Source organism: Streptococcus oralis (assembly GCF_023110435.1).
GTDB classification, from domain to species: Bacteria; Bacillota; Bacilli; order Lactobacillales; family Streptococcaceae; genus Streptococcus; species Streptococcus oralis_CF.
On the sequence record NZ_JALDWB010000005.1, the window covers coordinates 108,658 to 122,650 of the forward strand.

A 13,993-nucleotide genomic window follows, 5' to 3' on the forward strand; every position below is an offset into this window, starting at 1 on the left:
CTCAACTGACAAAAATGGAAAATTATTGGTGAGGATTATTTTTAAGTTCTGACAGACCCCTATCCGATATTTTTTTACTTTTTGAAAATGAACTATAAAAATTGTTGAAGCGATTTGAGAGATATTGCGTCGTGCTCACCTAACCCCAATAGGTAGAAGAGTAAAACAAAAGAGAACCTTTGGGTTCTCTTGTTTGCTTTTATTCCACTGTTTCTTCAACTTGGATTTCAACAGCTTCCTCTACTGGAGCAAGATCAGTCTCTTCTTGTTCTGGAGCCAGATATGCTGCTTCATTGATAGCCTGTGGTTCAAGGTTACGGTAGCGAGCCATACCAGTACCTGCTGGGATGATCTTACCGATGATAACATTTTCCTTGAGTCCAAGGAGATGGTCTTTCTTACCACGGATAGCCGCATCTGTAAGGACACGAGTTGTTTCCTGGAAGGAAGCCGCTGACAAGAAACTGTTGGTTTCAAGTGAGGCTTTGGTGATTCCCATAAGAACTGGGCGACCAGTCGCTGGAACACCACCTGCGATAAGAACATCTTTGTTAGCATCTGTAAAGTCATTGATATCCATGAGGGTACCCATGAGAAGATCTGTGTCACCTGGATCCATGACACGAACTTTACGGATCATTTGACGAACCATTACCTCGATGTGTTTGTCACCGATTTCTACCCCTTGGCTACGGTAAACTTTTTGTACTTCACCGAGGAGGTAAGTTTCAACTGACAAGACATCACGAACAGCAAGGAGACGTTTTGGTTGGATAGAACCTTCTGTCAATGCTGCACCGCGAGAGACTTGGTCTCCAACTTCGACACGCATACGTGCTGTAAATGGAACGACATATTCACCTTCGCCAGTTTCACCCTTAACAAAGACTTTCTTGGTACGAGTTGATGCGTCTTCTTCGATAGCTGTAACTTGTCCTTTGACCTCTGTGATGACCGCTTCCCCTTTAGGATTGCGGGCTTCAAAGATTTCTTGGACACGAGGAAGACCTTGAGTGATATCGGTATTTGAGGCAACCCCACCCGTGTGGAAGGTACGCATTGTAAGCTGTGTACCAGGTTCCCCGATAGATTGGGCAGCGATTGTACCGACTGCTTCACCAACTTCAACCGCATCACCAGTCGCCAAGTTGATACCGTAACAGTGACGGCAGACACCATGACGAGTGTTACATGTAAATACGGAACGGATAGTCACTTCTTCCACACCAGCATTAACAATTTCACGCGCCTTGTCTTCTGTAATCAACTCATTTGGACCGATGATCACTGCACCAGTTTCTGGATGTTTAACAGTTTTCTTAGTGTAACGACCATTGAGACGCTCTTCGAGAGACTCGATCATCTCTTTTCCTTCTGCGATAGAACGGATCAAGAGACCACGGTCTGTTCCACAGTCGTCCTCACGGATGATAACGTCTTGGGCAACGTCAACCAAACGACGAGTCAAGTAACCTGAGTCGGCTGTCTTAAGGGCCGTATCGGTCATACCCTTACGGGCACCGTGAGTTGAGAAGAACATTTCGAGTACTGACAAACCTTCGCGGAAGTTTGAAAGGATCGGCAATTCCATGATACGTCCATTCGGAGCGGCCATCAAACCACGCATACCGGCAAGCTGTGAGAAGTTTGAGATGTTACCACGGGCTCCAGAGTCCATCATCATTACGATTGGGTTCTTAGGATCTTGGTTGGCAACCAAACGTTTCTCCAATTTTTCACGGGCAGCACGCCATTCAGCTGTTACAGCGTTGTAGCGCTCGTCGTCTGTGATCATACCACGACGGAATTGTTTGGTGATTTGTTCTACACGTTTGTGTGATTCTTCGATGATTTCAGCCTTGTCATCAACGACTGGGATATCGGCAATACCCACTGTTAATCCCGCAAGAGTTGAGTGGTGGTAACCGAGGTTCTTCATGCGGTCAAGTAAGGCAGAAGTTTCTGTCGTACGGAAACGCTTGAAGATTTCAGCGATGATATTTCCAAGATTTTTCTTCTTGAATGGAGGGTTGAGTTCAAGATTGCGAATGGCTTCCTTGATATCTCCACCTAGTGGCAAGAAGTATTTAGCTGGAACGCCTTCTGTTAAGTTAGCATTTGTAGGTTCTTGCAAGTAAGGTAGACCCTCTGGCATGATATCATTGAAGAGGATTTTACCAACCGTTGTCAGCAAGACCTTGTGTTTTTGCTCTTCTGTCCATGGTTTGTTGAGGCTATCTGTCGCGATACCTACACGTGAGTGGAGGTGAACATAGCCATTACGGTAAGCCATAACAGCTTCGTCACGATCTTTGAAGACCATTCCTTCACCTTCACGACCAGCTTCTTCCATGGTCAAGTAGTAGTTACCCAAAACCATGTCCTGAGACGGAGTAACAACTGGTTTACCATCTTTCGGGTTCAAGATATGCTCAGCAGCCAACATCAAGATACGAGCTTCTGCTTGGGCTTCTTCTGAAAGCGGTACGTGGATGGCCATTTGGTCACCATCAAAGTCGGCATTGTAGGCTTCACAGACAAGCGGGTGCAAGCGAAGGGCCTTACCGTCAATCAAGACTGGTTCGAAAGCTTGGATACCCAAACGGTGAAGGGTAGGTGCGCGGTTCAAAAGCACTGGGTGTTCTTTGATTACTTCTTCAAGAATATCCCAGATACGTTCATCTCCACGTTCTACCAAGCGTTTAGCTGCTTTCACGTTTTGCACGATATCACGCGCAACGATTTCACGCATAACGAATGGTTTAAAGAGCTCAATCGCCATTTCACGTGGCACACCACATTGGTACATCTTAAGAGTTGGACCAACGGCGATAACAGAACGTCCTGAAAAGTCAACACGTTTACCGAGCAAGTTTTGACGGAAGCGTCCTTGTTTACCTTTGAGCATGTGGCTTAATGATTTGAGCGGACGGCTACCTGGTCCTGTAATCGGACGACCACGACGACCATTGTCAATCAAAGCGTCAACCGCTTCTTGAAGCATACGCTTCTCATTTTGAACGATGATACCAGGTGCATTCAACTCAAGCAAACGAGCCAAACGGTTGTTCCGGTTGATAACACGGCGGTAGAGGTCGTTCAAGTCAGATGAGGCAAAGCGGCCACCATCCAACTGCAACATTGGACGAAGATCTGGTGGAATAACCGGAAGGATGTTGAGAATCATCCATTCAGGTTTGTTTCCAGACTTGTAAAAGGCATCCAAAACATCCAAACGACGGATGGCTTTGACACGTTTTTGTCCAGTAGCTGTTTTCAACTCTTCTTTGAGTTCCGCAATTTCTTTTTCAAGATCTACTTGTTTCAAGAGGTCTTGGATGGCTTCGGCACCCATCTTGGCAACGAATGATCCATAACCGTACTCACGCAGGCGCTCACGGTATTCACGCTCTGTCATGATTGACTTGTGCTCAAGTGGAGTATCCTTCGGATCAATTACCACATAAGCCGCAAAGTAGATAACTTCCTCGAGGGCACGAGGGCTCATATCAAGGGTCAAGCCCATACGGCTTGGAATCCCCTTGAAATACCAGATGTGAGATACAGGAGCTTTCAACTCAATGTGCCCCATACGCTCACGACGAACTTTTGTACGCGTTACTTCAACCCCACAGCGGTCACAAACAATCCCTCTGTAACGAATGCGTTTGTACTTCCCACAAGCACATTCCCAGTCTTTTGTAGGACCAAAGATGACTTCGTCAAAGAGTCCTTCACGTTCTGGTTTCAACGTACGGTAATTGATTGTTTCAGGTTTTTTGACTTCTCCATAAGACCATGAACGGACTTTGCTTGGAGAAGCTAGGGTGATTTGCATACTTTTAAAACGATTTACATCAACCACTATTTCTTCCCTTTCTATTCTAAGTGAACTGCTTATTCTTGGTCAGCAGCTTCTTCTGTTGCTTCCGCTTTTGCAGTTTCTTCAGCTTCAAATGCTGCTTTTGCATCTTGGGCTGCTTTTTCGCGGGCTTTTTCAAGGTCATCTACGTGGATGACATCTTCGTCCATTCCTTCATCCAAGTCACGAAGTTCCACTTCTTGATCATCTTCGTCAAGGACACGCATGTCAAGACCAAGAGATTGCAATTCTTTGACAAGAACTCGGAAGGATTCTGGAACACCTGGTTTTGGAATTGGTTTTCCTTTTGTAATAGCTTCATAAGCTTTCAAACGTCCGTTGATATCGTCAGACTTGTAAGTCAAGATTTCTTGAAGGACATTTGACGCACCATAGGCTTCAAGAGCCCAAACCTCCATCTCACCGAAACGTTGTCCACCAAACTGAGCTTTACCTCCAAGTGGCTGTTGGGTAACGGTTGAGTATGGTCCGACTGAACGAGCGTGCAATTTATCATCAACCATGTGGTGGAGTTTGATCATGTACATGACACCAACTGATACACGGTTGTCAAATGGCTCACCTGTACGTCCATCGTAAAGGATTGTCTTGGCATCACTGTCCATCCCTGCTTCTTTAACGGTTGACCAAAGGTCTTCAGAACTTGCTCCGTCAAAGACCGGTGTCGCGATGTGGATACCAAGAGTACGAGCTGCCATACCAAGGTGAAGCTCCATAACCTGACCGATATTCATACGTGATGGCACCCCAAGTGGGTTCAACATGATGTCGACTGGAGTTCCGTCTGGAAGGTAAGGCATGTCTTCTACAGGAACGATACGGGATACAACCCCTTTGTTTCCGTGACGTCCGGCCATCTTGTCTCCGACCTTGATCTTACGTTTTTGAGCGATGTAAACACGAACCAGCATATTCACACCAGATTGCAACTCATCACCATTTGCACGGGTAAAGATCTTGACATCACGAACGACACCATCGGCACCGTGAGGTACACGAAGAGAAGTATCACGAACTTCACGAGACTTGTCTCCGAAGATAGCGTGCAAAAGACGTTCTTCAGCTGAAAGGTCTTTCTCACCCTTAGGTGTGACTTTACCTACAAGAATATCGCCTTCTTTAACCTCAGCACCGATACGGATAATTCCCATCTCGTCAAGGTCTTTAAGGGCATCTTCACCAACGTTTGGAATTTCACGAGTAATTTCTTCAGGCCCAAGCTTTGTATCGCGCGTTTCTGATTCATATTCTTCGAGGTGAACAGATGTGTAGACATCGTCTTTGACCAAGCGTTCGCTCATGATAACGGCATCCTCGAAGTTGTAACCTTCCCAAGTCATGTAGGCAACGATTGGGTTTTGTCCAAGCGCCATTTCCCCTTTTTCCATAGAAGGCCCATCAGCGATAAAGTCACCTTTTTCAACGACATCACCAACTTTTACGAGAGTGCGTTGGTTGTAGGCAGTACCTGAGTTTGAACGACGGAATTTTTGGATGTGGTAAACATCTAGCGAACCGTCTTCACGACGAACTTCTACCTTGTCAGCATCTGCGTAAGTAACTTTACCGTCATACTGAGCAATCACAGCAGCTCCTGAATCGTGGGCTGCTTGGTATTCCATACCAGTACCAACGTAAGGTGCTTTTGGATCAATCAAAGGCACTGCCTGACGTTGCATGTTGGCACCCATGAGGGCACGGTTGGAGTCATCGTTTTCCAAGAAAGGAATACATGCTGTCGCAACGGCAACTACCTGTTTTGGTGATACGTCCATGTAGTCAACAACATTAGCTGGATACTCTTGGTTGACCCCTTGGTGACGTCCCATGACAACTTTCTCAGCAAAAGTCCCATCTTCGTTGAGGCGAGAGTTAGCCTGCGCTACAGTATATTCATCTTCTTCATCGGCTGTCAACCAAACGATTTCGTTGGTCACAACACCTGTTTCACGGTCAACCTTACGGTATGGTGTTTGAACAAATCCATACTTGTTCAAGTGTCCGTAAGATGACAAGTTATTGATCAAACCGATGTTAGGTCCTTCAGGTGTCTCGATTGGACACATACGACCATAGTGAGTGTAATGCACGTCACGTACTTCATATCCAGCACGGTCACGTGTCAAACCACCAGGTCCCAAGGCTGACAAACGGCGTTTGTGAGACAACTCAGAAAGTGGATTGTGTTGGTCCATGAACTGTGACAACTGTGATGAACCAAAGAATTCTTTAACCGCAGCTGTTACAGGACGGATGTTAATGATTTGTTGCGGTGTCAAAACTTCATTATCCTGAACAGACATACGTTCACGGACATTACGTTCCATACGAGAAAGTCCAAGACGTACTTGGTTTGCAAGCAATTCACCAACTGCACGGATACGACGATTTCCAAGGTGGTCGATATCATCCACACGTCCGATACCTTCTGCCAAGTTGAGGAAGTAGCTCATCTCAGCAAGGATATCCGCAGGAGTTACAACACGAACCTTGTCATCTGGATTGGCATTCCCAATGATGGTTACGACACGATCTGGATCCGTTGGCGCAACAACCTTGAACTTTTGAAGGACAACTGGTTCTGTCAGAACAGCTGCATCGTTTGGAATATAAACGATCTTGTTCAAGTCGCCATCCAAGTGGTGCTCGATACTTTCAATCACGCTACGAGTCAAGACAGTTCCTTTTTCTACCAAGATTTCACCAGTTTCAGGATCTACCAATGGTTCAGCGATGGTTTGGTTGAGCAAGCGTGTCTTGATGTTCAATTTTTTATTGATCTTGTAACGACCAACAGCTGCCAAATCGTAGCGACGTGGGTCGAAGAAACGTGCCACAAGTAAGCTACGTGAGCTTTCAGCAGTCTTAGGCTCACCTGGACGAAGGCGTTCATAAATTTCTTTCAAGGCTTCGTCTGTACGAGAGTCCATTGGATTCTTGTGGATATCTTTTTCAACAGTATTGCGAACCAACTCACTATCACCAAAGATATCAAAGATTTCATCATCACCTGAGAAACCAAGCGCACGAACCAAGGTCGTAAATGGAATCTTACGAGTACGGTCAATACGAGTATAGGCGATGTCTTTTGAATCGCTTTCAAGTTCCAACCAAGCTCCACGGTTAGGGATAACAGTTGAACCGTAACCCACTTTACCGTTTTTATCAACTTTATCGTTAAAGTAAACACCTGGCGAGCGAACCAACTGAGATACGATAATACGTTCACCACCGTTGATGATGAAAGTACCCATTTCGGTCATGATTGGGAAATCACCAAAGAAGACTTCTTGGGTCTTGATTTCGCCAGTTTCCTTGTTGATCAAGCGGAAGGTTACAAAAATTGGTGCTGAGTAGCTAGCATCGTGGATACGAGCTTCTTCAAGTGTGTATTTTGGTTCCTTGATTTCATAGCCAACAAATTCCAACTCCATAGTGTCTGTGAAGTTTGAAATTGGCAATACATCTTCAAATACTTCCTTAAGTCCGTGGTCTAGGAAATCTTTGAATGAATCCGTTTGAATTTCAATCAAATTTGGTAAGTCAAGAACTTCTTTGATTCTTGAAAAACTACGACGGGTACGATGTTTCCCGTATTGAACGTCATGTCCTGCCAAGATGATTCTCCTTTGTAAATAAATTCCAAGCCTTGTCAATCAGGCTTTTATATTCGTCATATGGTTGTAAAACCCTATCACCGTGTCCCTTTGATGAATTTTCAGAATCTTTAAATCTTTGTTACAACGACTCGAAAACCTGAAAAAAAGCACAAAAAGAGCAGCTAAATCCGACTTTTTCAGGAGATTTAACTGCTGTGAGTCCTGTCTGGACAATATTTCAGACAAAACCTACGACAAATGATTATTCATATTATACCTTATTTAGCCAGATTTTTCAAGTTTTTTTTACTATTTTTTAAACAATCTTTTCCTATATATTATTTCAAAATTTCAAGAAAATCGGTCTCATATTTTCTCTCAAAAAACAGGAAAACGCTTGCACAAATGTTTACCTCGTGCTATACTGATAGGGATCAACTACACAAGGAGAATTGTGATGAAAAAGAACCCATCTCAAACTGAGAAAAAAATGATTTATGGTATTCGTTCCTTGAAAAATGGAACAGGCTCTGTCCTTATCGGTGCTAGCATTGTCCTGCTTTCAGCTGCAATGCCAACCATTTCGGCTAACGAAAACCTCCCTCAAGCTCAGGAAAATACCAGCGCTGTGACCAAGACCCCTACTGAGACTGTAGCAAGTCAAGCACAAGAGCAAAGCCCTATTTCTGAACAAAAGAATGCAAACGCTTCCCTTGACGCTAAAAAAGAAGCACCCGCAACTGAAGCTCCTCTAGCAGCTGAAACACCTAAACAAGACGACACTACCACAAGCCAGCCTAACAGCAAGGAAGAGAAGGCAGATACTCCGACTTCAACGCCAAGTTCTGATCAAAAATCTCAAGCAGACACTAGTTCTGAAGAACCCATCGCAGACAACCACTTCCGCATCCATGTAAAAAAACTCCCTGAAGAAAACAAAGATTCTCAAGGTCTTTGGACTTGGGACGATGTTGAAAAGCCGTCTGAAAACTGGCCCAATGGAGCCACGTCCTTTAAGGATGCCAAGCAAGATGACTACGGCTATTACCTAGATGTCAAACTCAAAAATGAGCAAGCCAAGAAAGTCAGCTTCCTTATTAACAATACCAAAGGGGATAACCTAACAGGAGACCGTTCGGTAGAACGCCTCTCTCCCAAAATGAACGAGGCTTGGCTAGATGAAAACTACAAGGTATACAACTACCGCCCTCAACCAGCAGGAACTATTCGTGTCAACTACTACCGCACCGATGGCAACTATGACAAAAAATCTCTTTGGTATTGGGGCGATGTCAAAAACCCAAGCAGTGGAGAATGGCCTGACGGTACTGACTTTACCGCAACTGGAAAATATGGTCGTTACATTGACATTCCACTCAATGAAGCTGCAAGAGAATTTGGATTTTTATTACTAGACGAAAGCAAGAAAGGCGATGATGTGAAAATCAGAAAAGAAGATTATAAATTCACTGATCTAAAAAATCACAGTCAGATTTTCCTCAAAGATGATGACGAAACCATCTACACCAACCCCTACTATGTACACGATATCCGCATGACTGGTGCCCAACACGTGGCTAAATCTCGTATCGAAAGCAGTTTTTCTACCCTCGTTGGAGCTAAGAAAGACGATATCCTCAAACACTCCAGCATCACTGATTACCAAGGGAATAAAGTAACTATCACAGACGTGGAAGTGGATGAGGCAGGTAAAAAAGTGACCTATATCGGCAACTTCTCTGACACCCAACACCCGTACACTGTCAGCTACAATTCAGACCGCTTTACGACATGTTCAAGCTGGCGCCTCAAGGATGAGTCCTACAGTTACGATGGTCCACTCGGCGCAACTCTAAAAGAAGATGGCAAGCGTGTTGACCTCACCCTCTGGTCTCCAAGTGCTGATAAGGTTTCCGTTGTTGTCTATGACAAGAAAGACCCTGAAAAAGTAGTTGGAACTGTCGCCCTTGAAAAAGGAGAAAAAGGAACCTGGAAACAAACTCTGGATGCAAACTCTGGTCTCGGTATCAGCAACTACACTGGCTACTACTACCACTACCAAATCGAGCGCCAAGGTAAAACTGTCCTCGTTCTTGACCCTTATGCCAAATCATTAGCGGCTTGGAACAGTGACCTAGCAAAAACAGATGCCGCTCATAAGGTCGCTAAAGCTGCCTTTGTCGATCCAGAGAAGTTAGGTCCGCAAGACTTGACCTATGGAAAGATTCGTAACTTCAAATCACGTGAAGATGCCGTTATCTATGAAGCTCATGTACGTGACTTCACTTCGGATCCTGCGATCGCAAAAGACTTGACCAAGCCATTTGGTACCTTTGAAGCCTTTATCGAAAAACTGGACTATCTCAAAGACTTGGGTGTGACCCACATCCAGCTCCTTCCAGTCTTGTCTTACTACTTTGTCAATGAATTGAAGAACCAAGAACGTTTGTCTGCCTACGCTTCAAGCAACAGCAATTACAACTGGGGATATGACCCTCAAAACTACTTCTCCTTGACTGGTATGTACTCAAGCGATCCTAAGGATCCAGAAAAACGTATCGCAGAATTCAAAAACCTCATCAACGAAATCCACAAACGTGGCATGGGGGCTATCTTGGATGTGGTCTACAACCATACTGCAAATGTTGATATTTTTGAAGATATTGAGCCAAACTACTATCACTTTATGGATGCAGACGGAACTCCACGTACTAGCTTCGGAGGCGGTCGTTTGGGAACAACCCACTACATGTCTAAGCGTGTCTTGGTAGACTCTATCAAGTATCTAGTTGAAACCTACAAAGTGGATGGTTTCCGTTTCGATATGATGGGAGACCACGATGCAGCTTCTATCGAAGAAGCATACAAGGCTGCACGCGCCCTCAATCCAAATCTTACCATGCTAGGTGAAGGCTGGAGGACCTATACTGGTGATGAAAATACGCCTGTACAACCTGCCGACCAAGATTGGATGAAGAAAACAGATACTGTCGCTGTCTTTTCAGACGACATCCGCAACAACCTCAAGTCTGGCTATCCAAACGAAGGGCAACCTGCCTTTATCACAGGTGGCAAACGAGATATCAACACCATCTTTAAAAATCTCATTGCCCAACCAACTAACTTTGAAGCTGACAATCCTGGAGATGTTATCCAATATATCGCAGCCCATGATAACTTGACCCTCTTTGACATCATTGCCCAGTCTATCAAAAAAGATCCTAGCAAGGCTGAGAACTATGCTGAAATCCATCGCCGTTTGCGACTTGGAAACCTCATGGTATTGACTGCTCAAGGAACTCCGTTTATCCACTCTGGTCAGGAATACGGACGTACCAAACAATTCCTAGACCCAGCCTACAAGACTCCTGTTCCAGACGATAAGGTCCCAAACAAATCTCACTTGTTACGTGACAAGGACGGCAAGCCATTTGTCTATCCTTACTTTATCCATGACTCTTACGACTCTAGTGATGCTGTCAACAAGTTTGACTGGACCAAGGCTACAGATGGCAAAGCATATCCTGAAAATGTCAAGAGCCGTGACTACATGAAAGGTCTGATCGCTCTTCGTCAATCTACAGATGCCTTCCGACTCAAGAGTCTACAAGATATCAAAGAGCGCGTCCAACTCATTACTGTCCCAGGCCAAAATGGTGTTGAAAAAGAAGACGTGGTCATCGGCTACCAAATCACTGCTCCAAATGGAGATATCTACGCAGTCTTTGTCAATGCAGATGATAAGGCTCGCGAATTCAACTTGGGAACTGCCTTTGCTCACTTGAGAAAGGCCGAAGTTCTCGCAGATGAAAACCAAGCAGGACCAGTAGGAATTGCCAATCCTCAAGGTCTCGAATGGACCGAAAAAGGCTTGAAATTAAACGCTCTCACTGCTGTCGTTCTCCGCTTGTCTCAAGGTGGTGCCATTGTCGCTCCAGCTGTGGAAGAAAAACCAGAATTTGATCTTTCTAGCTTGAAAGTCGAACAAGAACATGGCCAAATCCAAAACCTAGCAGCCAATCCTGAAACTCAAGAAACTGCTACAGAGGCTCACTCTCAGAACCTCCTTCCAAACACAGGAACTGAGAGCAAATCCCTCCTTGCCCTTGTTGGATTCAGCATCCTTGCCCTTCTCGGACTTGGATGGTTGATGAAAAACAAGAAAAAGAACTAATACTCAATGAAAATCAAAGAGTAAACTAGGAAGCTAGCCGTAGGCTGCTCAAAGCACAGCTTTAAGGTTGTAGATAAGGCGAAGCTGACCTGGTTTAAAGAGATTTTCGAAAAGTATAACCTAGCCCTCCTATAGAGAAAACACCCCATGATTAGAAGAATCTTCTAGTCATGGGGTGTTGTTTGCAGACTATAATATTTGTAGTGGGTAAATCCCCTATAGATATTATGGAGCCTATTTTGTTGTAGAAAAAAAGTCCCATAAGATCTATAATAAAAAGCGACTAAACCATCATTAGAAAGAATCATATGGAACAATTACATTTTATCACAAAACTACTTGATATCAAAGACCCTAATATCAAGAGTGTAGATATTATCAATATGGATCCCCCACAAGGAAATCACTGAAGAAATATGATTTTCAAAAACCGTCTAAGATTCCTTCCCCTGAAACGACTGACATGCCTACTAGAATTCTCCTAAAAACGCCGTTTAAAGTGCTATCATTACTCAAAAATTAGTTGAAAAAACTTCTATGACCGATATCGCTCACCAGCTTTCCATTTCAACTTCAACCGTCATTCGGAAGCTCAATGACTTTAGTCGACTTCATAAGACTATGTCCTGAGACGAGTACGCCTTTAAAATGAGTTTTATCCGTACAAGGCTTTAAGAATCTCAATATTATCACTGTCCTTGAATGCAGAACACAAGCGATTATTTGAAATCGCTTTCAGGTTGTCTTTCAAACCTTTCTCAAGGATAAAGAAAAAATCATTAATGCCCTTGAATCACTCTATTCCAAAGCCAAACTAGAAGCAACCAATCATCTCATAAAACTCATCAAACGCAATATCTTTGGCTTTCGGAACTTTGACAATTTTAAAACTAGAATTCTCGTCGCTTTGAATATCAAAAAGGAGAGGACTGATTTAGTCCTCTCCAGAGTATGACTTTTTGGTAATCCACTACAGTTGACAAATAGCCAAAAAAAGATACTCACTTAAGTATCTTAGTCAATAAATCAATCGGGAAGACAGGATTCGAACCTGCGACACCTTGGTCCCAAACCAAGTACTCTACCAAGCTGAGCTACTTCCCGAGTTAAATAGAAAAAATGCACCCTAGAGGATTCGAACCTCTAACCGCCTGATTCGTAGTCAGGTACTCTATCCAGTTGAGCTAAGGGTGCTCATTATTATATGCCGAGGACCGGGATCGAACCGGTACGATCGTTTCCAATCGCAGGATTTTAAGTCCTGTGCGTCTGCCAGTTCCGCCACCCCGGCCTCTCTAAGCGAACGACGGGATTCGAACCCGCGACCCCCACCTTGGCAAGGTGGTGTTCTACCACTGAACTACGTTCGCATCGACCTCTTCTAGTTTTAATGCCGGCTACATGACTTGAACACGCGACCCTCTGATTACAAATCAGATGCTCTACCAACTGAGCTAAGCCGGCTAATTTCTACTATGCGGGTTAAGGGACTTGAACCCCCACGCCGTTAAGCGCCAGATCCTAAATCTGGTGCGTCTGCCAATTCCGCCAAACCCGCAAATATGACCCGTACTGGGCTCGAACCAGTGACCCATTGATTAAAAGTCAATTGCTCTACCAACTGAGCTAACGAGTCTAAAATAACTTCTGTTATCTTACGGTCCCGACGGGAATCGAACCCGCGATCTTCGCCGTGACAGGGCGACGTGATAACCGCTACACTACGGGACCTATATGGGAGTTAACGGGATCGAACCGCTGACCCTCTGCTTGTAAGGCAGATGCTCTCCCAGCTGAGCTAAACTCCCTAGAGCTAAGCGACTTCCATATCTCACAGGGGGCAACCCCCAACTACTTCCGGCGTTCTAGGGCTTAACTGCTGTGTTCGGCATGGGTACAGGTGTATCTCCTAGGCTATCGTCACTTAACTCTGAGTAATACCTACTCAAAATTGAATATCTATCAAATACCAAGAAAACCTTACACTTCGTATTCTCAGTTACTTTGGATAAGTCCTCGAGCTATTAGTATTAGTCCGCTACATGTGTCACCACACTTCCACTTCTAACCTATCTACCTGATCATCTCTCAGGGCTCTTACTGATATAAAATCATGGGAAATCTCATCTTGAGGTGGGTTTCACACTTAGATGCTTTCAGCGTTTATCCCGTCCCTACATAGCTACCCAGCGATGCCTTTGGCAAGACAACTGGTACACCAGCGGTAAGTCCACTCTGGTCCTCTCGTACTAGGAGCAGATCCTCTCAAATTTCCTACGCCCGCGACGGATAGGGACCGAACTGTCTCACGACGTTCTGAACCCAGCTCGCGTGCCG

At 44.6% G+C, this 13,993-nt stretch carries 3 protein-coding genes, 9 tRNA genes, 2 rRNA genes and 1 pseudogene; 2 read left to right on the forward strand and 13 right to left on the reverse strand.

Annotated features, from left to right (window positions below; all coding sequences use genetic code 11):
- Positions 1-199: 199 nt before the first annotated feature.
- Positions 200-3,865: a DNA-directed RNA polymerase subunit beta' gene (rpoC, locus tag M1F97_RS07455; protein ID WP_247944703.1), complete on the reverse strand. Its 3,666-nt coding sequence runs from the start codon at positions 3,863-3,865 to the stop codon at positions 200-202.
- A 32-nt stretch (positions 3,866-3,897) separates the two neighbouring features.
- The gene (gene rpoB, locus M1F97_RS07460) at positions 3,898-7,500 is read right to left on the reverse strand and encodes a DNA-directed RNA polymerase subunit beta (protein WP_169447139.1); all 3,603 of its coding nucleotides are present in this window, start codon (positions 7,498-7,500) and stop codon (positions 3,898-3,900) included.
- Positions 7,501-7,939: 439 nt separating this feature from the next.
- Between rpoB and M1F97_RS07465 the strand changes: the two genes are divergently transcribed.
- The gene (locus M1F97_RS07465) at positions 7,940-11,656 is read left to right on the forward strand and encodes a pullulanase (RefSeq protein WP_247944704.1); all 3,717 of its coding nucleotides are present in this window, start codon (positions 7,940-7,942) and stop codon (positions 11,654-11,656) included.
- Between the two features lie 308 nt (positions 11,657-11,964).
- A pseudogene (locus M1F97_RS07470) lies at positions 11,965-12,611 on the forward strand (transposase).
- 75 nt (positions 12,612-12,686) lie between these two features.
- On the opposite strand, the gene M1F97_RS07475 reads toward M1F97_RS07470, so the two are convergent.
- The 11 genes from M1F97_RS07475 to M1F97_RS07525 all read right to left on the reverse strand — a co-directional run.
- Positions 12,687-12,760 (reverse strand) — tRNA-Pro (locus tag M1F97_RS07475).
- A gap of 16 nt (positions 12,761-12,776) precedes the next feature.
- Positions 12,777-12,850: transfer RNA gene (locus M1F97_RS07480), tRNA-Arg, on the reverse strand.
- A gap of 11 nt (positions 12,851-12,861) precedes the next feature.
- Positions 12,862-12,947, reverse strand: a tRNA-Leu gene (locus M1F97_RS07485).
- A 7-nt stretch (positions 12,948-12,954) separates the two neighbouring features.
- A tRNA-Gly gene (locus M1F97_RS07490) sits at positions 12,955-13,026 on the reverse strand.
- 21 nt (positions 13,027-13,047) lie between these two features.
- Positions 13,048-13,120 (reverse strand) — tRNA-Thr (locus M1F97_RS07495).
- Positions 13,121-13,132: 12 nt separating this feature from the next.
- Positions 13,133-13,214, reverse strand: a tRNA-Leu gene (locus M1F97_RS07500).
- Positions 13,215-13,219: 5 nt separating this feature from the next.
- A tRNA-Lys gene (locus tag M1F97_RS07505) sits at positions 13,220-13,292 on the reverse strand.
- Positions 13,293-13,314: 22 nt separating this feature from the next.
- Positions 13,315-13,387: transfer RNA gene (locus tag M1F97_RS07510), tRNA-Asp, on the reverse strand.
- Between the two features lie 4 nt (positions 13,388-13,391).
- A tRNA-Val gene (locus tag M1F97_RS07515) sits at positions 13,392-13,464 on the reverse strand.
- A gap of 4 nt (positions 13,465-13,468) precedes the next feature.
- Positions 13,469-13,584: ribosomal RNA gene (rrf, locus tag M1F97_RS07520) — 5S ribosomal RNA — on the reverse strand.
- A 76-nt stretch (positions 13,585-13,660) separates the two neighbouring features.
- A 23S ribosomal RNA gene (locus M1F97_RS07525) occupies positions 13,661-13,993 on the reverse strand; the annotation flags it as partial.

What these genes read in the sequence shown, in the direction of transcription:
- M1F97_RS07465 (WP_247944704.1), top strand. Translation starts at nt 7,940, where the DNA reads ATGAAAAAGAACCCATCTCAAACTGAGAAAAAAATGATTTATGGTATT.